Annotated in this window: 21 protein-coding genes and 2 pseudogenes; 6 read left to right on the forward strand and 17 right to left on the reverse strand. The window is 70.3% G+C overall.

Features of this window, described 5'->3' with window-relative positions:
• Positions 1-192: 192 nt before the first annotated feature.
• Positions 193-519: a transposase gene (locus tag ACIRU3_RS21315; protein WP_404058369.1), complete on the reverse strand. Its 327-nt coding sequence runs from the start codon at positions 517-519 to the stop codon at positions 193-195.
• Positions 520-1,159: 640 nt separating this feature from the next.
• Here ACIRU3_RS21315 and ACIRU3_RS21320 point away from each other — a divergent pair.
• The 3 genes and pseudogenes from ACIRU3_RS21320 to ACIRU3_RS21330 all read left to right on the forward strand — a co-directional run.
• A pseudogene (locus ACIRU3_RS21320) lies at positions 1,160-1,285 on the forward strand (transposase); the annotation flags it as partial.
• 512 nt (positions 1,286-1,797) lie between these two features.
• Entirely contained in the window at positions 1,798-2,877 is a 1,080-nt protein-coding gene (locus ACIRU3_RS21325) for a hypothetical protein (RefSeq protein ID WP_404058371.1), read from the forward strand.
• 76 nt (positions 2,878-2,953) lie between these two features.
• On the forward strand, positions 2,954-4,753 hold the full coding sequence (locus ACIRU3_RS21330) for an Ig-like domain-containing protein (protein ID WP_404058373.1): 1,800 nt from the start codon (positions 2,954-2,956) through the stop codon (positions 4,751-4,753).
• A gap of 228 nt (positions 4,754-4,981) precedes the next feature.
• On the opposite strand, the gene ACIRU3_RS21335 is transcribed toward ACIRU3_RS21330, so the two are convergent.
• Positions 4,982-5,149, reverse strand: coding sequence for a hypothetical protein (locus tag ACIRU3_RS21335; protein WP_404058375.1), 168 nt, complete (start codon positions 5,147-5,149; stop codon positions 4,982-4,984).
• A 2-nt stretch (positions 5,150-5,151) separates the two neighbouring features.
• Here ACIRU3_RS21335 and ACIRU3_RS21340 point away from each other — a divergent pair, with 2 nt between their 5' ends.
• A complete protein-coding gene (locus ACIRU3_RS21340; RefSeq protein ID WP_404058377.1) occupies positions 5,152-5,388 on the forward strand; it encodes a TetR family transcriptional regulator C-terminal domain-containing protein in 237 nt (78 codons plus the stop codon).
• On the opposite strand, the gene ACIRU3_RS21345 is transcribed toward ACIRU3_RS21340, so the two are convergent.
• The 8 genes and pseudogenes from ACIRU3_RS21345 to ACIRU3_RS21380 form a co-directional block, all read right to left on the reverse strand.
• Positions 5,381-5,584: a hypothetical protein gene (locus ACIRU3_RS21345; RefSeq protein ID WP_404058379.1), complete on the reverse strand. Its 204-nt coding sequence runs from the start codon at positions 5,582-5,584 to the stop codon at positions 5,381-5,383. The genes ACIRU3_RS21340 and ACIRU3_RS21345 overlap by 8 nt on opposite strands.
• Before the next feature lie 132 nt (positions 5,585-5,716).
• Entirely contained in the window at positions 5,717-7,126 is a 1,410-nt protein-coding gene (gene zwf / locus ACIRU3_RS21350) for a glucose-6-phosphate dehydrogenase (RefSeq protein WP_404058381.1), read from the reverse strand.
• A 48-nt stretch (positions 7,127-7,174) separates the two neighbouring features.
• Positions 7,175-7,867 carry a 6-phosphogluconolactonase gene (locus ACIRU3_RS21355; protein ID WP_404058383.1) on the reverse strand — a complete coding sequence of 231 codons (693 nt, stop codon included), beginning with the start codon at positions 7,865-7,867 and terminating at the stop codon, positions 7,175-7,177.
• Positions 7,868-7,872: 5 nt separating this feature from the next.
• Positions 7,873-8,904: a phosphogluconate dehydrogenase (NAD(+)-dependent, decarboxylating) gene (gene gnd / locus ACIRU3_RS21360; RefSeq protein ID WP_404058385.1), complete on the reverse strand. Its 1,032-nt coding sequence runs from the start codon at positions 8,902-8,904 to the stop codon at positions 7,873-7,875.
• 10 nt (positions 8,905-8,914) lie between these two features.
• Positions 8,915-9,058: pseudogene (locus tag ACIRU3_RS21365) on the reverse strand (hypothetical protein); the annotation flags it as partial.
• A 167-nt stretch (positions 9,059-9,225) separates the two neighbouring features.
• A complete protein-coding gene (gene tkt, locus ACIRU3_RS21370) occupies positions 9,226-11,292 on the reverse strand; it encodes a transketolase (protein ID WP_404058387.1) in 2,067 nt (688 codons plus the stop codon).
• 51 nt (positions 11,293-11,343) lie between these two features.
• Positions 11,344-12,117 carry a polyphosphate--glucose phosphotransferase gene (gene ppgK, locus ACIRU3_RS21375; protein ID WP_404058389.1) on the reverse strand — a complete coding sequence of 258 codons (774 nt, stop codon included), beginning with the start codon at positions 12,115-12,117 and terminating at the stop codon, positions 11,344-11,346.
• A 785-nt stretch (positions 12,118-12,902) separates the two neighbouring features.
• The gene (locus ACIRU3_RS21380; RefSeq protein WP_404058391.1) at positions 12,903-13,796 is read right to left on the reverse strand and encodes a LysR family transcriptional regulator; all 894 of its coding nucleotides are present in this window, start codon (positions 13,794-13,796) and stop codon (positions 12,903-12,905) included.
• A 92-nt stretch (positions 13,797-13,888) separates the two neighbouring features.
• Here ACIRU3_RS21380 and ACIRU3_RS21385 point away from each other — a divergent pair, with 92 nt between their 5' ends.
• The gene (locus ACIRU3_RS21385) at positions 13,889-14,977 is read left to right on the forward strand and encodes an alcohol dehydrogenase catalytic domain-containing protein (protein WP_404058393.1); all 1,089 of its coding nucleotides are present in this window, start codon (positions 13,889-13,891) and stop codon (positions 14,975-14,977) included.
• Between the two features lie 165 nt (positions 14,978-15,142).
• Here the strand turns inward: ACIRU3_RS21385 and ACIRU3_RS21390 are convergent, their stop codons facing one another.
• The 6 genes from ACIRU3_RS21390 to ACIRU3_RS21415 form a co-directional block, all read right to left on the reverse strand.
• Complete coding sequence (locus ACIRU3_RS21390) at positions 15,143-15,271, reverse strand: hypothetical protein (protein WP_404058395.1); 129 nt, start codon at positions 15,269-15,271, stop codon at positions 15,143-15,145.
• Positions 15,261-15,419 (reverse strand): hypothetical protein, encoded by a 159-nt coding sequence (locus tag ACIRU3_RS21395; protein WP_404058397.1) that lies wholly within the window; start codon positions 15,417-15,419, stop codon positions 15,261-15,263. The genes ACIRU3_RS21390 and ACIRU3_RS21395 overlap by 11 nt, the downstream gene beginning before the upstream one ends.
• A 50-nt stretch (positions 15,420-15,469) precedes the next feature.
• Entirely contained in the window at positions 15,470-16,162 is a 693-nt protein-coding gene (locus tag ACIRU3_RS21400; RefSeq protein WP_404058399.1) for a class I SAM-dependent methyltransferase, read from the reverse strand.
• Positions 16,159-16,662 carry a hypothetical protein gene (locus ACIRU3_RS21405; protein ID WP_404058485.1) on the reverse strand — a complete coding sequence of 168 codons (504 nt, stop codon included), beginning with the start codon at positions 16,660-16,662 and terminating at the stop codon, positions 16,159-16,161. Before ACIRU3_RS21405 ends, ACIRU3_RS21400 begins: the two co-directional genes overlap by 4 nt.
• A gap of 2 nt (positions 16,663-16,664) precedes the next feature.
• Positions 16,665-17,930: a molybdopterin-dependent oxidoreductase gene (locus ACIRU3_RS21410; RefSeq protein WP_404058487.1), complete on the reverse strand. Its 1,266-nt coding sequence runs from the start codon at positions 17,928-17,930 to the stop codon at positions 16,665-16,667.
• A gap of 418 nt (positions 17,931-18,348) precedes the next feature.
• Entirely contained in the window at positions 18,349-19,479 is a 1,131-nt protein-coding gene (locus ACIRU3_RS21415) for a sulfite oxidase (RefSeq protein ID WP_404058401.1), read from the reverse strand.
• Between the two features lie 487 nt (positions 19,480-19,966).
• On the opposite strand from ACIRU3_RS21415, the gene ACIRU3_RS21420 reads away from it, so the two are divergent.
• Positions 19,967-20,572: a hypothetical protein gene (locus tag ACIRU3_RS21420; RefSeq protein ID WP_404058403.1), complete on the forward strand. Its 606-nt coding sequence runs from the start codon at positions 19,967-19,969 to the stop codon at positions 20,570-20,572.
• On the opposite strand, the gene ACIRU3_RS21425 is transcribed toward ACIRU3_RS21420, so the two are convergent.
• Positions 20,547-20,861, reverse strand: coding sequence for a hypothetical protein (locus tag ACIRU3_RS21425; protein WP_404058405.1), 315 nt, complete (start codon positions 20,859-20,861; stop codon positions 20,547-20,549). The two genes, ACIRU3_RS21420 and ACIRU3_RS21425, sit on opposite strands and share 26 nt — an antisense overlap.
• Positions 20,862-21,109: the final 248 nt, after the last annotated feature.

Below are 21,109 nucleotides of genomic sequence, written 5' to 3' on the forward strand. Positions count from 1 at the left end.
TGAACAAGCACTGAACTGCCGTCTGGTCGCCCGACTGCTGCAGGAGGGGCCGAGTTCATCCCGGCCGGCCACGACGCCGATTCCCCCCTCATGGTGGAGAGCTCCCAGCTCCGCCACACCGCCGAGCGGCTGCCCAAGACCGCGCAGGCCGCCCTGGAGGCCAGCGAATGACCCATCGCCGGGACACCGACTTCAACCCCCACCCGCGCCCCGCTGACGACGACCTGGAGGACACGCACGCCGCACCGCCTGTGGCTGACCCGGGGAAAGGGGAGATCCGCCTCCTGGATGACCGCTGCTGATCAGTGTGGCAGGCAGGAGATCGAGGGTGGACTGCCGTGTCTGGGTGCGCTGTTGGTGTTCGGCATATTTTCGCAGGCAGGTGCAGTGCTGATTGCAGACCTGTCCGACGGCGTGGGAGACGTTGCGGAGCAGGCGCCAACGGTCGGCCACCTCAGTGGCGTTGGGGGCCGCTTCCTTGATGGCGCCGGTGTAGGTGCTGGTCGGGTCTTGGCACACGACCTGGGCACCGGCATGCCGGCGCAGCCATGCGGCCAGTGTTTCGGAGGTTCAGTCCGGCAGCACGTCGACGACCTGGTGCATTTCGGCGTCGATCAGGATGGTCCATAGCGACGGCGACGGCGGAAGGCAAACTCCACAACCCGGCCTCCACCGTTGGCGGCCGGCGGGTCGGGGTGACACGACCCATACGCCCGGGTCGGTCGTCCGACGGCCCGTCCAACCGTTGGGGTCGACGCACACCAGCTCGCCGGCCAGCACGTCCCGTCCGACCGGCACGCCCCGCCGCGGCAGGCCGGAGCCGAGCAGGAAGGGGTAGATGGCCCCGGCCTGCGGGCTCCCGGCGTCCCCCCTACGCCGCACAGGAGACCACCGAGCGGACGGAGCAGTACGCCGTGCGCGCGGGCGCCGAAGGCACCACCTCCCCAGCAGTACGGACCTTCGGCCTACGCAGATGCCGATAACGAGGTGCGAACAAGACAAGCCTGGAACACGTCCTTACCGCGGCCGCGATCAATATCGTCCGTGCTGACGGTTGCTGTTCGGCATCCCTCACTCCGGTACCCGCGCCTCTCGCATCACCGCACTCCAAACCGCCGCAGCCTGAGCCGAATGCGCCAACAGGATCAGATCAGGTCGAAACAACCCGCAGGAACGCCTCAACAAGGAGATCCGCCACCGCACCGACATCGTCGGCGTCTTCCCCGACCACACCACCCTGCTCCGCCTGGTCACCGCATGGCCTCAAAACGAGATCAGCGAGTGGCCGTCGATACACCACTCCAGCGGACGTGACCGTCGCTTGCCCCCATGCCGGCTCACCTGACTGCACGCCGGATGTCATACATCGCGGCGGACACAACGTCGGCAGCATCCACACATGCTCGCGGTCCGGCCACTGACACCGATGAATGACTTCCCCGCCCGCTGGAGCATCGTACGAGCGAGGTTCAGCGTAGGCAGCGGTCATATGTGCGGTCCTCCGAGATGCGATGCTGATCGGGGAATGGAAGCCGCATCTGCCAGGAATTTGCAGGCACAGAGGCTGTACATGCGCGCCTGAATCACTGTTAGAGTCCGCGTGCTCCAAGCGGAAAGCGGGCGCCTCGGAACACCCGGGAGACGCCGCTGCCGCGGCACGTGAGCGAGCTCCCCAACAGGGAGCCTTCGGGCCATGCACGGCCACAGTCACCTGATCGGCAAGCGAATCACACATCGCCCCCTGCGCGGTACGCGACGGCCACATGGCTGGTCGCCCTGCGCACGTGAGAGGACTCGATGAAGACAAGACGTCTGCGGCAACTCGTCGCAGGAAAGACACTGGTCATCGGCGCCGCACTGGCCCTGGCAGTTCCAGGCGTCGCGTACGCCAACACCGTCGGGGTCACGGTCAAGACCCCCGGAGCCACGGCCGGCCCGACCACCACCTTCTCCGAGATCACCACAGACGCCTCCTGCACCAGCGGGCTGATCTCAGGAGGCGGCATCAATCAGGCCATCGGCACCGGGATGGCGTCCAACGGCAACCACATCAACGGCACGTCGCCCAGCCCGGACGGCAGCACCGAATACACCGGCTCCACCGGCGTGGTCGGCACCGACGTCACCCACTGGCTCGGCATCGGCGGCAGCGGAGGAGCGGTCGACGCCGGCTTCTCCAGCACCCCCTACGCCATATGCCTCACCAGCAGCCTCATCAACCACATCCAGGTGGTGATGAACAAGCTCGCCGGCCCGACCGGCAGCAGCACAGTCGGCCTGGTCACCGCCACCTGCCCCGCCAACACCCGTCTGCTCGGCGGCGGCGCCCGCACCACGCCCGCGAGCACCGGCAGCCTCAAGCCGATCGCGAGCTTCCCCACCTTCAACAACGCCGCGCACGACTACGGCCAGAAGGCTGCGGCCGACGGCGAGACCAACCCCGACTCATGGAGCACGGTCGGCTGGAACGGCGGAGGCGGCAACAGCAACAACACCACCTACGCCTACGCCATCTGCAGCGGCAACAACATCAACATCAGCGGTACGACCGTCAAGGTGCGCTACAGCGAGGTCAGTGGCCCCACGTCCGCCACCTCCGGGCAGACCGTGACCGTCGGCTGCGGCGGCAACGACGGCAAGCTCGTCAGCGGCGGCGCTGCGATCAGCGGAGGCAGCGTCACCACCACCGACTTCACCGGCCCCGGCTCCCAGGGCGACCATCTCAACGGCAGCTATCCCAGCGACTCCGGCGGCACGCCGGTCAGCGACGGCACCACCACGGCCGCGTACTGGACCGCCTTCGCCCACACCGGCGGCGTCAGCTCGCCGAGCACCTCCTCCGACGTCTGGGCCCTGTGCGCCGACGACGGCGTCTGAGACGTCCGCGCAAGCCGGCGCCGCCACGGCGCCGGCTCTGCCCTCGATCAACCGACTCCTGCCTCAGGGAAACCCGTTGAGCCTCCTGCGAACCAAGCTCCTGCCCGCTGTCGGCGTGGCCGGCCTCCTCACGGCGGTCCTCGCGCCGTTGCCGGCCGGAGCCGCCGTTCCGGCCGATCCCGCCGACTCCGCCGCTACCGCTTCGCCCTGCGGCGTCGGCGGCCTGTTCACCACCTCCCCGCCCACCTGCACCTACACCTCCACCGGCACGGACGCCTTCACCGTGCCGGAGGGGATGAACGCCGTCACCGTCGACCTGTACGGCGCCGAGGGCGGCAGCGCGGCCGGCTTCGTCGCCCCCAACCCGCCGAACACCGGAGCACCGGGCGGACTCGGCGGGGAGAGTCACGCCCGGCTGGCCGTCACCGCGGGCCAGAAGCTCCAGATCACCGTGGGAGCCGCCGGCGTCTCCGGCACCTCCCGGCACGGCGAGTTCGCCCGGCTCGGCGGATTCGGCCACGGATCCGGTGGCGGAGGTGCCCATGGCGGTGGCGGTTCCGGGGGCGGCGCCTCCGACGTGCGAGTCGGTGACTTCGGCCCCTCCGACCGGGTCCTGGTGGCCGGCGGCGGCGGAGGCGCGGGCAACGGCGGACCGCTCCTGCACGGAGGGGACGGCGGAGCCCCGCTCGGACAGGACGGCGGCCAAGGCGGCGGCCCGGACGGGTCCGGCGTCGCGGGCGGCGGGGGCAGCCAGACCACACCCGGGACCGGCAGCCCCAACTCTGCCCTCGGCGGCCCCGGCATCGCAGGAGGCGACACCGACCCCAACACCGGTCTGCCCAACCCCGGCAGCGGCGGGCCCGGCGGCAACGGCGCCCGGGGCGGCAACGGCGGCGGAGGCGGTGGCTACTTCGGTGGCGGTGGCGGCTCCGGCGGCGGCAATCCGGGCAACCTCTACGGCGCCGGAGGTGGCGGCGGCAGCAGCTACGCGACACCGGCCGCGACCGACGTCTCCCTGCGCCAGGGCGTCCAGCACGGCAACGGCAAGGCGATCGTCTCTTTCCGCTACACGGCCTCCGTCCTGCTCACCGCGGACACCGACACCCCGCTGTTCGGCCACCCCGTCACCCTCACCGCCGCCGTCGGTCCGGTGAACCCGGCCGTCGGCACCCCGAGCGGCACGGTGACCTTCTCCGACGGCACGACACCACTGGCGGACGTACCGCTAGACGGCGGCCGGGCCAGCTTCACCACCGGCGGACTCCGCCCCGGCGCCCACGCGATCACCGCCACCTACAGCGGTGACGCCGACTTCACCGGGAGCTCGACCGACGAGCCCACGGATGTCACGGTCGGCTTCAGCCGGCCCTGCATCGCCACGGCCCACCACGGAACCCTGACCGTCGCCGACGGTCAGGCGATCTGCATCGCCTCCGACGGCAGCCAGGTCGGCAGGATCACCGTGCGGCCCGGCGGTTCGCTCTCCCTCTCCGACGCGCGGATCACCGGACCCGTCACCGCCGACGGAGCGCTCGCCCTCTCCATCTGCGGGTCGGCACTCACCGGCCCCCTCACCGTCAGGCACAGCACCGGCTACGTACGGATCGGCGGCGAGCCGACGACCTGCCAGGGCAACGTCATCCGGGGTCCGTTCACTCTTGACGCCAACAGCGGCGGCGTCGAGGCGTCCGACAACGCGGTGACCGGGCTGGTGACGATCACCGACAACAGCGGCAGCGGCCTGCTGCCCGACGAAGCCATTCCCACCTTCGAGAACAACCAGGTCGACGGCCCGCTGTCCTGCAAGGGCAACAAGCCGGGGCTGGACCAAAGCGGCAACACCGTGCACGGACCCCGGTCCGGCCAGTGCCGCTGACCTGGTGGCACGGTCCGGACTGAACGGTCGATCACATCGTTGACTCGGGGCGCCAGGCCGGCGGAAAGCGACGGCAGCAGTACGGGGAGGGCCGTGTTGTCCACCACCCTCCCCATCTGCGCCAGGCCACAGCGGAGCTGAACTGAAGGCCGGGCTGCCACCGCCCGGATGAAATCAACGAGCGTGCACACCGGCCCGTCCATCGACCCGTGCGGTGGCGGCCACGGGTCACTTGGTGACGGAGTAGGAGTGCGCGCCGGTACCGGCCAGGCTTCCGCCGTCGACGATCACGTACTCATCGCGGATCGTGCGGCCCTGGTCGGTGCAGTGGAGCTCGACGTCGAAGGACGCGAGGCGACGCAGCACCGCGAGGCCGATGCGGGCAGAGGTGTTCAACCATGGGCGGTATCAAAGGACCCGAGTGGCTCGAAGTCATCGCCGGTGAACTGCGGTACGCCATTGACATCGGTGAGATTGCGGACCTGGACGTCGAACTCGCCGTCTTCCGGATCGACGCCCTGCTGTGCGCCGCCAACACGGCTCTACGGCTCGGCGACGACAGTGCTGTGAGCAAGGTGCGCCGCATTGTCGAGGGCATGCTGACCGCCCCGCAAGAGCGCGGTCCTGTCAGGTAGCCCTATAGGCGAAGGACGAGGCCGAACCAGCGTGATGTGCGATCGCGTCACGCGCCACGCGTCCCCCGGTCGGCTCGTCAAGAGGCCCGTCGATGTGCGTGACGAGTACCCGGCCGGTGCTCATGGTCCCGCCCACGATGTCCTCGCCGACCGCGGGCACGGGGAGCCGGGCGACGGAGAAGCGGTACGGGCGCATTGCCCTTCTTGCCGGACAAGGTCCAGCTGTGGCGGGCTCTTCCGACAGCGCTGGTGAGAGTTCTGCCGGACCCGCTTCTCACCCAGGTGGCCTGATCACCGTGCCGTTCGCCAGGTCCGGGGCGCGGCTGTCTCACTCGGGGGACCGCGCCGGCAGCCATGGTTCGTGCCATCGCGGGTATCCGGCGACGAGCTTGCTCGCTCCCGCCGGTCCCCAGGTCCCCTGCCGGTAGTGCTCGGGGTCGCCGGGCGACTCCAGCAACGGCTGGACGATTCGCCACGTCTCCTCCACCGAGTCCTCTCGGGTGAACAGGCTCGCGTTGCCTTGCATGGCATCACTGAGCAGGCGTTCGTACGGTTCGGGTGCCTCACCCAGCTCGGCCGCGAAGAGGAGGTCGAGGTCCACCAGTTGCGTGTCCTGCTTGCCCGGCTGCTTGGCCTGGATGCGGAAGTTCATGCCGGGGCTCGGATCGATCCGCAGGATCCACTGGCCGGGCTCGGGCGTGAACCCCTTCGCGAACGCGAGCCGCGGCGGGCGCTTGAACACGATCCGGATCTCGGTCACTCGCTCGGGGAGGGACTTGCCGGCGCGGATGAAGAACGGCACCCCGGACCAGCGCCAGTTCTCGACCTCCAGCCGCAACCCGACGAAGGTCTCGGTGCGCGAGCGCGGCCGCACTCCGGGCACCTGCAGGTACCCCTCGTACTGACCGCGGACGTAGTGAGCCGGGTCGGCGTCGGGGATCGCCCGGAACACATCGACCCGGCGGTCCCGGAGCGCGTCCGCATCGGCGGCTGACGGTGGCTCGGACGCCACCAGGGCGAGCAGCTGCAGCAGATGGTTCTGCACGACGTCGCGGAGGGCGCCGACCGGGTCGTAGAAGTGGCCGCGGTCCTCGACCCCGAAGTCCTCGGCCATGGTGATCTGCACGCAGGAGATGTGGTCTCGGCTCCACACCGGCTCGAACACGGAGTTGGCGAACCGCAGGAACAGGATGTCCATCGCCGGCTCTTTGCCGAGGAAGTGGTCGATCCTCAGCAGCTGATCCTCGTCGAGGAGCTGACGCAGCTCGGCGTTGAGGGCGCGCGCCGACGCGAGGTCATGCCCGAATGGTTTCTCCACGACAACTCGGGCGCCCTTGGTCAGCCCGGCGCCTGCCAGGCCCCCGACCGCCCGGGCGAACAGTGACGGCGGGATCTCCAGGTAGAAGACGGGGTGCCGCCTGCCGTCGACCGCCCGAGCGAGGCGATGGAACGTCTCCGGGTCGGCGTAATCGCCCTGCACATAGCTGAGTCGGGCGGCGAACCGGGAAAAGACGCTGTCGTCGAGCGGCTCGCCCGCTGCCTTGATCGCCGCGCGGGCGTGGTCACGCAGCGCGTCGTCGGACCAGCCGTCGCGCGCCACTCCGACGATCGGGCAGGTCAGCAGCTTGCGCCGCTCAAGCCGATAGAGCGAGCGAAACGTCATCTTTCGCGCGAGGTCGCCGGTGATCCCGAAAATGACCAGCACGTCTGCGGGAACGTTCGATGAGTTCAAGGCCATCTGATCCCCCTTACGGGGCCGGCACGGCAATAGGGTCGGGCGTCATGGTCATGCTGGCGACCGGGCGTCGGCGCGAGCCGGGCCCTGGCCGGCCGCCGCGTCCGCGAGGACGAGCGACGCCGCCGCCTCGACCCGGCCGGCGGGAATCGGCCGGTCTCCCATGATGAGCTTTGAGAGCGGTTCGCGCTTGTCCTCTCCGGTGATGAGCCAGAGCACTTGCTGGGCGCGAGCGAGCGCAGGGTAGGTGGGTGTCATGCGCTGGTGGCCGATGTAGGGCGCCGTCGGGGCCACCAGCCGGTCCAGGACTTCGGGCACCGGGTCCCGTGGCACCAGCGAAGCGGTGTGCCCGTCCGGGCCGAGGCCCGGGTGAACGAGGTCGAAACGCTCGGGCGGCGACCGCCCGCAGGCGGCGGCCGCCGCGTCGAGGCCGGCGTCGTTCACGGGCATCGCGATGACCTCGGCCGGGGCCGCACCGAGGCTCTCCCGCAGGTGGGTGAGGTTGCGGTCCGGGTCGCCGTCGGGCGCGACCCGCTCGTCGACCTGGAACACCGCCACGTGCTCCCAGGGGACGTGCTCATGCGTGAGCCGCGCGAACATCGCCCATGGCGTGTGCCCCCCGCTGACGGCGGACGTGACTCGGCCGTGGGCCTGCGCGCGGGCCCGGGCCGGCCGCGCCACGAACGCCGCCGCGGTGCCGGCGACCGCATCGGGGTCGGCGACGACTTCGAGTTCGTGATGCACAGCCCTCAACTCTTCTTTTCGGCGTGCCCGCCGAACTCCGAGCGCATCGCCGAGAGGATCTTGTCGGTGAACTCCCCGGCTTCTCTGGACTCGAAGCGCTCGTAGAGCGAGGTGGTGATGACCGGTGCCGGGACGCCTTCGTCCACCGCGGCGAGGACGGTCCAGCGGCCTTCCCCGGAGTCGGAGACCCGCCCGGCGAAACCGTCGAGGGAGGGCGAGCCGGCGAAGGCGTCGGCGATCAGGTCGACCAGCCACGAGCCGACGACCGAGCCGCGCCGCCAGACCTCGGCCACCTCGCCGACGTCGATGTCGTACTGGTAGGCCCACGCATCGCGCAGCGGCGTCGTCTCCGCGTCGACCTCTTGCCGGCCTTTGCCGGCGTCCGCGCGCTTGATGATGCTGAGGCCCTCGGCGATCGCGGCCATCATCCCGTACTCGACCCCGTTGTGGACCATCTTCACGAAGTGCCCGGCGCCGTTCGGCCCACAGTGCAGGTACCCGAGCGGGGCGGTGCCGTCGGTCCGGGTCCGGCTCGGCGTCGGCTCGGCACTGCCCTCGCCGGGAGCGATCGTCTTGAAGAGCGGGTCCAGATGGGCCACGACCTCATCCTCGCCGCCGATCATCAGGCAGTAGCCGCGCTCCAGCCCCCAGATCCCACCGCTGGTCCCGCAGTCGACATAGTGCAGCGACTTGCCGGCAAGACGCTTGGCGCGCGTGATGTCGTCGCGGTAGTAGGAATTGCCGCCGTCGATCAGGATGTCGCCGGGCTCCAGCAACGGCTCGAGCTGGTCGAGGATGGAGTCGACGATCGCAGCCGGGAGCATGAGCCATACGACCCGTGGCTTGTCCAGTTTCGCGATGAAGTCCCGGGGTGAGTCCGCGCCCGTCGCGCCCTCGCCGGCCAGTTCGGCGACGGCGGCCGCGTTGACGTCGGACACGACGCAATGGTGGCCGTCCCGCATCAGCCGACGCACCAGGTTCGCCCCCATCCTGCCGAGCCCGATCATCCCGAGCTGCATGGGCTTGTCTGTCGCCATGTGGCGCCTCCTAGTCCTTGAGCGTGCGGTAGTGCCGGATCAGCGCGTTCGTGGACGGGTCGTGACCGAGTTCAGGGCCGGTCGCGCCCTCGGGCTCCGGGGTGATCGCGACAGCAAGCACCTTGCCGAGTTCGACGCCCCACTGGTCGAAGGAGTACCGACGCGACCGAGCCGACGGCGGGGTCGTGGCCGGCCCGCGCCATGCGCTCGGCGCCACGCAGGTAGGCATCGGCTGCGGCCCGGTTGTGGTCCGCGAGAGCAGCACCGTCACGTTCACCGGAGCGCGCGAGGCGTTGGCCTCGTGGAGCGCCTGGGTTACGTTCACGCCTGCTCCCTTCCGGCGGCCACGCACTCGCGGGCAACCTGGGTGACCTTCTCGGGGGTGAAGCCGAATTTGGTCAGAAGCTGCTTGAGCGGCGCCGATGCCCCGAACGTGCGCATGCCGACGACCGCGCCCCCGTCGCCGACGTAACGGTCCCAGCCGAAGGTCGCCGCCTGCTCGACGGCGACCCGGGCCCGGATCCCGGGCGGGATGACCGAGTCGCGGTATTCCTTGGACTGGCGGTCGAACAATTCCCAGCAGGGCATGCTGACCACGCGAGCCGCGAGGCCCTCGGCGGCGAGCTCGTCACGGGCCGCGAGCGCGAGTTGCACCTCCGAGCCGGTGGCGAGCAGGATGACGTCGGGCTTGCCGTCCGCCGCGTCGACCAGGACATAGGCTCCCCTGGCCACCCCGGATGCGGCCCCCATCTCGGAGCGGTCCAGGGTCGGCAGTGCCTGACGGGACAGGACCAGCACCGCCGGCTCGTGCCTGAGCGCGGCGACGACCCGCCAGGCCTCCACGACCTCGTTCGCGTCGGCCGGGCGGAACACCAGCAGCCCCGGCATCGCGCGCAGCGACGCGAGCTGCTCGACGGGCTGGTGGGTCGGGCCGTCCTCGCCGACCCCGATCGAGTCGTGGGTGAAGATGTGCACGACCGGGATCTCCATCAGCGCCGAGAGCCGGATCGCGGCGCGCGCGTAGTCGGAGAAGATCAGGAACCCCGACCAGTACGAACGCAGCTTGGTCAGCGCCATCCCGTTCGTGATCGCGGTGGCGGCGTGCTCGCGGATCCCGAAGTGGAGGTTGCGCCCCGAGCGGTCATCGGCCTGGAAGTCTCCGGCGCCGGAGAACGTGAGGTTGGTCTTGGTCGACGGCGAGAGGTCCGCGGACCCGCCGACCAGCCACGGCACCGCTCGGGCAAGGGCGTTGAGCACCTGGCCGCTGGAGTCGCGGCCGGAGATGCCCTTGGGGTCGGCCACGAAGGTCGGCAGCACCGACTCCCAGCCCTCCGGCAGTTCACGCCGCTGGATGCGCCCCAACTCGTCGGCGAGCTCGGGATGGGTGGTTCGGTAGGCCTCGAATCGGCTTTCCCAGCTCGTCCGGGCTTCGCGACCGCGAGCGCCGACGCCTGCGGCGAAGTGCTCGTAGACGCCGCCGGGAACGAAGAAGTCCTTGTCCTCCGGCATCCCGAGGAATCGCTTGGTCGACTTGACACCCTCCACGCCGAACGGCGCGCCGTGCGCCTTCGGGGTGTCCTCGACCGGTGACCCGTAGCCGATGTGGCTGTGCACCACGATGAGCGTCGGGCGCTCGTTCTCGGACTTGAAGGTGTGCAGCGCGCGGGCCGCCGCGTCGAGGTCGTTGGCGTCGGCCACAGTGGTGACGTTCCAGCCGTAGCCGATGAACCGGGCCGCCACATCCTCGGTGAACGCGATGTCGGTGTGACCCTCGATCGTCACCCGGTTGGAATCGTAGATCCAGCAAAGGTTCGACAGCCGCTGATGGGCCGCGAGCGAGGCAGCCTCCGAGGAGATCCCCTCCATCATGCAGCCGTCGCCGGCCATCGCGTACACGTCGAAGTCGAAGAGGGTGAAGTCGTCACGGTTGTACCGGGCGGCGAGCCACTGCCCGGCGATCGCCATGCCGACCGAGGTCGCAACGCCCTGGCCGAGCGGGCCGGTCGTGGTCTCCACGCCGCTGGTCCACCGGTACTCCGGGTGCCCTGGACAACGCGAGCCGAGCTGGCGGAACGTCCTGAGGTCGTCGAGGCTCACGGCGGGGCGGCCGAGGATCTCATAGTCGGGGTCGACAGCCCGCACGCCGGTGAGGTGGAGCAGCGACCAGAGCAACGCGGAGGCGTGTCCCTCCGACAGCACGAAGCGGTCGCGGTTAGGCCAGATCGGGTCGGCCGGGTCGAAGCGCAGGAAGCGCTGCCAGAGCGTGTACGCGACCGGGGCGATTCCCATCGGCGTTCCCGGATGGCCGGAGTCGGCCGCCTGGATGGCGTCCATGCACAGGGTGCGGATCGTGTTGACGGAAAGTGTTTCCAGGTCGTTGTTGCCCAATGCGAGCCTCCCTGAAGGTGCCGCCCCTGCCTTCATGTCGAGCGCGGCGGACTAGGGTTGCGCCTTCCCGGCCGGGGCGAAGAGCGCCGCGCCGACAATGCCCGCATCGTTCAACAGCTGCGCCGGTACGATCTCGGTCCTGAGCTCGATGTGCGGCAGGAACTTATCGGCCTTCTTGCTGACGCCGCCGCCGATGACGATCAGGTCGGGCCACAGCAGCCGCTGGACGAGCTCGAGATACGTCTGCAGACGGTGCGCCCATTTCTTCCAGGACAGGTCGTCGTGCTCGCGCACCGACTCCGCGGCCCAGTCCTCGGCATCCTCGTGGTGCAGCGGCAGGTGCCCCAGCTCGCTGTTGGGCACCAGGATCCCGTCGGAGAAGACGGCACTGCCGATACCGGTGCCGAGCGTCACCATCACGACGACGCCCTTGCGTCCCTTGCCGGCGCCGAAGCGCATCTCGGCGATCCCGGCCGCGTCGGCGTCGTTCACCACCCTCACGTCGCGGCCGGTCGCTCCCGCGAAGAGCCGGGCCGCGTCCGTATCCATCCAGGCCGGGTCGATATTGGACGTCGTCTGGACTTTGCCGCCCCGGATGACGGCCGGGAGCGTCAGCCCGACCGGTCCTTGGACGCCTATCTGGGAGAGGACCTTCACGACCACGTCAGCGACTGCCCCCGGGGTCGCCGGATGCGGGGTCGGGATCCGGACCCGCTCACCGATGAGGCTGCCGAGGTCGAGGTCGACCGGCGCTCCCTTGATACCGGTCCCGCCGATGTCGACCCCCAGCACATGGGCCGTCCGGTCCAGAATTTCCTGCGCCACTGCCCGCTCCCCTCAGGGGCCGGCCCAAAATGAGTTGTGTGAATTTTGGACGTCAGGCCCCACAAGAGCTTCGCCATACAATACTTAATATTCGCACACACCCCCTATGCTCGCCACATCACCTTTATAGGGTTATATCGAAAGCGAATGGGTATATCCAAGCATTGCATGCCCGCATGGGTATTGGCTTTCTATCGGCTTTCCCCTCCGTTCGAGAGGAACGCGCCTGCGACTCATGCCAGCCGCGGTGCCCTCCGGCAACTTTCGGAAATCAAGCCGACCGGGAACCCGTCCCACAGTTCCCCCAGTTCTCAGACCCTGCGAGCAGACCCCCAGCTCCTTGGGCTCGGCCGCAGCAGCGACGAGCCTGATCCCGCCATGCCGCAGCGACCGCGCTTCCGCCCCTATGGCCGGCCGCCGCTGACGCTCGTCCAGATGCGGCAGCAGCACCCGGAAGTTCGCAGCCAGGACCGCCTCGATCCCCTCCGGTCTCCCCCACCACGACAACGACTCCCGCAGCCGGCAGCCACGACTTGTGTCCCGGCAAGCCCTTGAGTCCCCTTCAGGACGACGCGGACATCGACCGCGTACACATCGCCGCCGACACCGGTTGAGGACCGTGATGCCCCGGGCCCGTTCTCACAGATGGTCCTGCGCCAGAACAAGATCAGCAGAAGCCCGGAGAGGGGTCGGAGCATCGAGGTACTTCCGGTGGCAGGCCCTGGCAGGGCCACAGAACACGTGAGGATGGCACAGCATCAGCGGGCTGCGGGCTGCGGCGACGGTCACGGGGCGGAGGCGATCGCTCGGGTGACGGCCGCGATTCCCGGAGCCGGCCGGCCGGGAAGCCGCGCCATGAGAATCCGCCGGACCTCGGGGGGTACTCCGTCCACCCGCAGCAGGCTCACGCCGGGCGGCAGCACCGTCGACATGCGGGACGGGACCGTTGTCACGCCGAAACCGCCGGCAACCAGCTGCAGCTTCGTCAGCCAGTCCCTCGTCGTATGGACCGTGCGCGGCCGCCCGGGCAGGCCCGGCCAGACCCCGAGCAGAGGTTCTGCACTCGGTGACGGGGCCGCGATCCAGGGAGCATCGACGAGCTCGTCGACGTGCACCGCGCTCCGGCCGGCGAACAGGCCGGTGCTGGACGCCCCTACGAGCAGTTCGGTGTCCTCGACGGGCTCGACGTGCAACCGGGGGGACTCGCCGTCCGACGGACGGTGCGGCGGGCGGGACGTCAGCACGGCGATGTCGATCGAGCCCGCCCGCAGCGCCCGGAGCAGGCCGGGCGTGGTGCCCTCACGCGTCGTGACCGTGATGTGCGGGGTGGCCGTCGCGAGCCGGGTGAGCACGCCGGGCAGGATCACTGCCCCGGCGCTGGGGAACATCCCCAACCGCACCAGTTCCGTCGGTACGGCGGAGCCGGTGAGTTCGCGCTCGGCCGCCGCGACGGAGTCCAGGATCGTGCGAGCGTGCCGCAACAGGTTCAGGCCGGCGGGCGTGAGCTGCACCCCGTCGAAGCGGCGCTCGAACAGCACGGCGCCCGCGCTCCGTTCCAGGCCCGCCGCTTGGCGCGAGACCGCCGACTGGGTGTAGCCGAGCTGGGAGGCCGCCGCGGAGAAACTCCCCGACTCGGCGACCTGCCGCAGCACCCGTAGAGACGTACTGGAGAAGTCCATGCGCACTACGCATACCACAGATGCCAGATCGTCGCTTGGCGCATGCCCTCTGCACTCCTAGCCTCAAGACCGACGACCAAGGAGGTCAGCAGATGCGAGCAGCAGTCCTGACACAGTTCGGTGCCCCGCTCACCGTGCAGGAGATACCCGACCCGGGCGCGGGCGGCGGCGAGGTGGTGGTCGAAGTCCTCGCGGCCACTGTCCCCCCCTACGCCGAGGAGGTCTTCAGCGGCCGGCGGAACTACCCGCTCGAACCCCCTGTGGTACCAGGCCCCGGCGGCGTGGGACGCATCGTCCACATCGGCCCGGACGCCACCCGGCTGCGCGTCGGCGACCTGGTGTGGTGCGACTGCACGGTCCGCTCTCGCGACGACGCGCTGGCCCCCGACATCACGCTGCAGGGCTGGAGCTCCCGCGGCGACGGTGGCGCCAGGCTCGCCCGGCATCTGCCCGACGGATCGTTCGCCGAGCTCATGCGGGTACCCACGGAGAACGTCCACCCCCTGCCCCTGGAAGCCGAGGCCGACCCGGCTCGCTGGTCCTCGCTCGGCGTGTACACCATCCCCTACGGAGGACTGCTGGCGGGCCGGCTCCAAGCCGGCGAGACGCTGCTCGTCAGCGGGGCCACCGGAAACCTCGGCAGCGCCGCGGTCGCCGTGGCGCTTGCGATGGGGGCGGGCCGCGTGATCGCGCCCGGCCGCAACCGCGCCGCGCTCGACCTCCTCGCCGACCGGTTCGGCCCACGTGTCCGCCCGGTCGGACTGACCGGCGACGAGGCCGCCGACCGCGCGGCCATGTCCGCGGCCGCCGAGGACCCGATCGACATGGTGCTCGACCTGCTCCCGCCCGCCGCGCCCAGCACGGCATCGCGCGCTGCGGCCATGACCGTCCGCGAATACGGCCGCGTCGTCCTCATGGGCGGTGTCGGCATGCTCGGCGGCGCGGATTTCGCCCTGCCCTACCCGTGGATCATGCGCAACTCGGTCACCGTGCGCGGACAGTGGATGTACCCGCGTTCGGCGAACGTCGGCATGATCCGCCTCATCGCGTCACGTGCGCTCGACCTCGATCCCGAACGGATGCGGACCTTCCCCCTCGACGCCGTCAACGACGCCGTCGAGTACGCCACCGCGCATGGCGGGCCGTTCGACCGCACCGTCCTCAATCCGTCCGGAGACTGATGGCCGTATTCCCCACCCGGAAGGGCCTGCTGCCCTCATGCGGGGCGGGCGGTCCATACCGATGCCGTTCTCGTGAACAGCCGCGAGGTTCAAGATCACGAAGCGCCGGCCGCAACAGCCGCAGAACACTCCTACTTGAAGGGCGCCGATCCAGGGCCCTCGTTACTACGAAGCGTTCACCGTCACCAGCGCGCCCGGCCGGCAGCTGTTCGTCCACTCCACGCAGCCGGGCACCCCGGCGCCGACGCACTGGTCCTGCCGCGCGGCCTGGCCGAGGACCTGCTCACCGAGCACCCCGCTCCCGACGCTGTGTCGCCGTGCACTCGATGACTTCATCCGGCGTGATGACCGGGTCGACCTTCACGTCGTGGTCGGTGACCGGAATCGGTGTGCGTTTCCGCAACACGGCTGGTGGCTGCCCGAGCGCGGTGACGTCGATCATCAGGAGCGTGACAGGGTTCGGCTCGGACGACGGTGATCCCGCCCGTCTCATCACGGTGATTGCGTGTCAGGGCAGTCCGAGGATGATCCCTGCTGGGCGAGGGTGGCAAAGCAGCGGTGCCCGCTCGTCCACTGGTCGGTGACGCCGAGGGCAAGATCAGCGGCGACCCTGTGGAGCGCTCGTCGCCCCAGCCGCGCCCAGGGAAAGAACGGACCGCTCCGGCCCTGAACGTTCTCGAACCGGGCGGTGCACAGCTCTTCGATGTCGTGGGGGTCGACCTCGACGACGAGGCGCCCGGTGGGGGCGATGAGCCGGCCGCAGCGGCGCAGCAGGCCCCGGGGGTCGCCTCCGATGCCGATGTTGCCGTCGATGAGCAGCACCGTCTGCCAGCCCCTCTCGGCCGGCAGCCGGTCGAAGACCGATCGGCAGAGTGCGAGGCCGCCCAGGGCCGTGGTCAGCGCGACCGCGCGAGGCGCGATGTCGACACCGAGGGCGAAGACTCCCCGGTTCAGGAGTGCCCTGCACATGCGGCCCGGGCCGCAGCCGACATCGAGGACGGGGCCGATGCAGCGTTCCAGCACGGTCTTGTCGGCCTCGGTGGGCCTCTCGTGCCAGCGGTGGACCGGCATCCGGATCCGGCGCCCGTCGACCAGCCGTAGGTACACCCGTCCACGGCCGGATCGCAGGGCCAGGGCGTAGGGATCCTCGTCGGCGTCGTACAGCTCGTCCTCGTCGGTCGTCACGGTGCGGCGCCACCACCTGGGGCGGGTCTGCTCTCGTCACTCCGGGCGGCCCGCCGCACGCGGCGCAGTCTCGCCGCGAGGGCCACCGCGGAGGCAGCGAAGAGCACGCCGGTGATCGCCAGCCAGCGGCCGACGTAGACGTCGTCGGACAGCCCGGTGTCACCGGGATAGGGGACCGCGAGGCGGAGGATGAGGGGGAACCAGACCAGCAGGAGCAGACCCGAGAGGAAGGCGGGGACGCGCAGGTGGTTGATCCATGGCACCGTCGGTCCTTCGGCGGCGCGGTGACGGAGCACGGAGAGGGCCGACAGGTCGGCGAGCGAGTACAGGGGCAGCAGGATCAGATCGTGAAGGATCGCCGCACCGACGAGCCAGATCGCCACCTCCCACGGCTGGACGGCGAACAGGCGCACCATGGCGTAGCCGGTGAGGGCGAACGAGGCGATCAGGACGAGCAGGTGCAAGGGGCCGGAGCCGTACCAGCGGACGAATCGTGCCATGGTCACGCCCTGAAGGTGAGCCGGTGGACCCACTTGGTGTTGTTCACGCCGGGGTTGGCCGGGACGATGACGCGGGCCGGATAGCCGTGGTCGAGCGAGAGGTCCGCGCCGTTGACGCGGAGGGCGAGCAGCGCTCGGGGGTCGTGGATCTGGTTGCCCCGCAGCACCACCCTGGTGAAGGGGCCGGGGGGTTGGATCGACTGGACCAGGACGCTTCCTGCATCGGGCATACCGGCCGCGGCGGCGAGGTCGGCCAACCGGAGGCCGCTCCAGCGCTGGTCCTCGGTCGACCATCCCTCCACGCAGGCGATCGGGAGTGCGGCGGCGTGCTGGGGCATCGCCAGGAGCTGCTCGCGGGTGAGGACCTGGGGCGCTCCGCGCCCGTGGACCTCCAGTCGCCAGGCGGGGCCGACGAGTGCGGGGGTGACGCCCACTTTCGCCGCCGTCTTGTTGATCTGGAAGGCGTTCGGGCCACTGCCGGGGTCGCGGTTGTGCGGTGCGAGGAGCGCGGTGGCGCGCATCCAGCCACCGATGCTCTGTCCGGCGGTCACGACGAGGAGGAGCAGCGATCCCGCTCCCACCATGCCCACCGCGCCGCGGCGGGTCATCGTCGGCGGGGCGGGGGCAGCCGCCACCAGACCGTCGGGATCGGGTGGTTCGGGCACTGTGTGGGCGAGGTCGGTGCGCAGCTCGTCGCCCAGGCTGCGCGAGCGCAGGGCCCGTGTCATCCGGCCGAGTCTGAGGCACACGTGGACGACGAAGGCGGCGATGAACACCCACGCGCCGTAGAAGTGCAGGCGGTAGAACGAGCCCGGGAAGACGTAGTAGAGCTGGATGTTGAAGATCCCGGTGACGAATTCGAAGATGGCACCACCGACCAGCATCAGCAGCGAAAGCCGCTCCAGCCCGTGGGCGACGGAGCGCACCGGCAGCCATTCGAACAGCTTCGGGATCACCGACCACAACTTGGCCAGCAGCACCGGCACGAGGACCACACCCAGCGTCACATGCACGCCCTGGAGCAGCCGGTACAGCCAGTACGGGTGCGTGGGCCAGCTGAAGAGGTAGAAGCCCAGGACACCCTTGTCGGGAGTCTCGTCGTTGATGGGACTCAGCCCGGGGTTGTAGGAGGCGTAGGAGAGCAGTCCGGTGATGAACAGCAGTGGGATGCCGATCAGGAGGACCAGCCCGAACACCGAGGTCAGCCAAGGTCCGCGGATCGGACTGCGCCAGAACCCCCGCCGGAACGGCCCCGGGGGCGGCGGCATCTGCCCGATGCGCCGCGTCGTCGCCCGAGTACGAGCCGCGGCCGCCGAGACGGCAGCCGTCCCGGCGATGCGCACGCGCCTCAGCCGCTCCAGCACCGGCTTCTCGTCCGGCCCCGGGCGTCGCGTCCCACCGGACGGGGCCGAACCCGACGGCCTTCCGCCACTTGCCATCGGCCGTCCTCTCCGGTCTCGGAGCCGTGCTCACCAGAGAACAGCCCCACGCCTCGACCCTTGCCGGGATACAGAACACTCACAAACTGACACGGGTCAGGCGGTCTGTCCGGGGCTGAGGCGCAAGTGGGTGTCTGTCGTCGGCCGGACGGTCGAACTTCTGCCACGGGTAGTCCTCAAAGTCCCGTGCCCCGGCCCCGGGGACGGGCGCCGGAGTCCCGCACCGGACTCACCGGTATGCCTGTCGTCATGCGGTCTTGGCACTGTCCGGGCAGAACACCGGAACGCGCTGGACCACGTTGTTGGCAAAGCCGCCTCGGTTCCACGGCTGTTCCAAGGGCTGGACGTTCGCCGACTCGTCCGCGGCGCGGACGCTGAGGACGTGGTCACCGGGGACTGCGGACCACATGAAGGACCACCGGCGCCAGGCCCAGCGGTGGCCACCATCCGGTTCGAGCCCGGCCGGCTGCCAGGTCGCGCCACCGTCGGTGCTGACCTGCACCGACGTCACCGGCGCGCATCCCGACCACGCCCGTCCTTCGAGGAGGACCGGACCGGGCGCGACCACCCGCGTGCGGGACATGAAGTCGGGGAAGCCGGGCGGTATCACGAGTGCCCGTGGAGCAATACGAGTGACCGGCTCCCCCGCCTCCCCGGCCTCCTGCCTGATCCGGTAGGCCACGGATTGCTGGAAGCCGGTGAAGGGGGCGTCGATGACGGTGATGCCCCGCAACCACTTCACCTGGGCCATCCCGTACCAGCCGGGCACCACCAGACGCAGTGGCCTGCCGTGCTGGGGCGGCAGGGGTGCGCCGTCCATGGCGTAGGCCACGAGCACCTCGGGGTCGTCGCACGTTGCGACGTCGATGGGAAGACTGCGCTCGTAGTCCTGCTCCACACCGCGCTCCACACCGTGATCGGCGCCGGTGAACACCACGTCGACAGCGTCGGACCCGACACCGGCCTCGTCCAGGAGCAGGCGCAGGGGCACCCCGGTCCATTCCGCCGTGCCTACGGCTCCGACCAGCCACGGCTGGCTCACCGGCCTCGGCGACAGCAGGGCCCTGCCGTTGCCTGCGCACTCCAGGGTCACACGTGTCGTGACCGCCGGATACGTGCGCAGCTCCGCAGTCGAGAGGCACAGCACGCGCCGCACGCGTCCGATCACGGTGAGCCGCCACGCGGCCTCGTCCGGCACAGGGGGGATGTCGTAGTGCGTCAGGACGTAGTGTAGGCCCGGCGGGGTCACGTCGTAGCGCATGGCTTCCAGCGGCAGACCGTGATTCCGGGCGGCCAGCGCCAGCTCGTCCTGCCCCAGTCCCTCGCCTTTCGCGGCCACGCGGGCGGGAGTGCTCACGTCGGCGAGTCGACGCCCCATGCTCCGATTATTCGCTCGCGCCACCGCTCGTGCACCGCAGCGCGCCCGCAGGCGTCAGCTGGAATCCTGCCCTCGTGGCAACCGACGTGACGGTGCGGCGCGTGAACCCGCTGCCGCCCGAGCAGGCGGCCGCTCACGCCATGGACCGACGCCACGACGCCGAGTGGACCCAAGGGACGGTCCCTGGGCGTTGCTTTTCGCCGGGGAACGTCGAGGATGGCCTTGATCACCGGGGCCCGTAGGCCGTCACACCGTGCCGGGGGTGCGCCGGGGGCGGGCCCACCAAAATCCCGGGGCCCGGATCCACATGGACCGGGCGGCCACCCTCGCCACCGACGTCCAGCCCCTCCTCTTCCCGTCGCCTCCCATCACCCCATCGGCTGACCTGCCGGGCTTCCCGGAGCAAGGCACCGCATGTCGCACGGCCGAGGCGTGCGTCCATGGGCGAACGTGCTGGGTCAGACGGTGAGCGGGACGGAGCACACCCATGCGCCTTTACGCCCAGACCCCGGCACGCCGGAGCCGTCAGGTACTCGCGGACCTGATCGCCGTGGCCCTGATCGCGGCCACGGTGAAGTTCGCCCTGACCGTCCACGACGCGATCATGCGGCTGGCGGAGCCTGGCCGGCAGGCGCAGAGCGCGGGCGACAACCTCGCCGACGGCCTCGCTGACGCGGCCGACGCGGCTTCGAACGTGCCGCTCATCGGGGGCGCCCTGAAGAAGCCGCTCCAGTCCGCCGCCGGCGCCGGCACCGGTCTCTCCGACGCCGGACAGTCGCTGCAGCACATCGTGGGCCAGGTGGCCGACCTCACCACACTCGCCCTGATCGTCCTCCCCGTGGCCTTCGTACTGGTGCTGTGGCTCCCTCCACGTCTGCTCTGGATCCGGCGCAGCACGACCACGCGGCGCCTCCTGGACAACCCCGGGGGCGCCGACCTGCTCGCCCTGCGCGCCCTCACCGGACCGCAGCGCGACCTCGCCGCGCTCCCCACCCCACCCGGCGGCCTCGCCGACGCCTGGCGCCGCGGGGACCCCGACGTCATCTCCGAGTTGTCCGGAGTCGCACTCAGACGGGCCGGTCTACGGCCCTGACGGGCGGAGCGGGGTCTTGTCGGTCCACGCCCACGCCGAGCACTTGCCCTCGTAGCAGGCCCTCATCGACCAGCTGTGTGGACAGGACTGCGGGCTGTACGGCGGTCGCGTCGATGCGGAAGGCCTTCCAGCCGGACCAGGTGGAGGTGTCGATCCCGTCGCTGGTGCGGGCGCGCAGCTGCAGACGGCTGCCGTCGGGCGCCGCCGAAGCGGTGGGGATCCGCGTGGTGGCTACGGCTGGTGGCGCTGGCCCTGGCCGGTGTCGCACGGTGATGCGCAGAAAGCTCACGCGCGGGCACTGGGGGCGGTGCGGAGGTCGCAGCCGGCGCGGCAGATGCCGGCTCGGGCGGCCGCAGGTGCAGGTCCCACAAAGTCGCCACAGGCGCCAGGCCGTCCGCACCGCTCGTGGTCCAGACCCTTCCGAGGAGTGTGCGGCGGTGCATCCGACCGCGCCGTGCTGCCCCGGGACACCCATCGACGCCCGGGGGGCTACGCACTTTCTGGCAGGACACGTGGGGCTCGGAGGCGCCTTCCTCG

It is taken from the genome of Streptomyces sp. NPDC101151 (assembly GCF_044768335.1).
GTDB lineage: Bacteria > Actinomycetota > Actinomycetes > Streptomycetales > Streptomycetaceae > Streptomyces.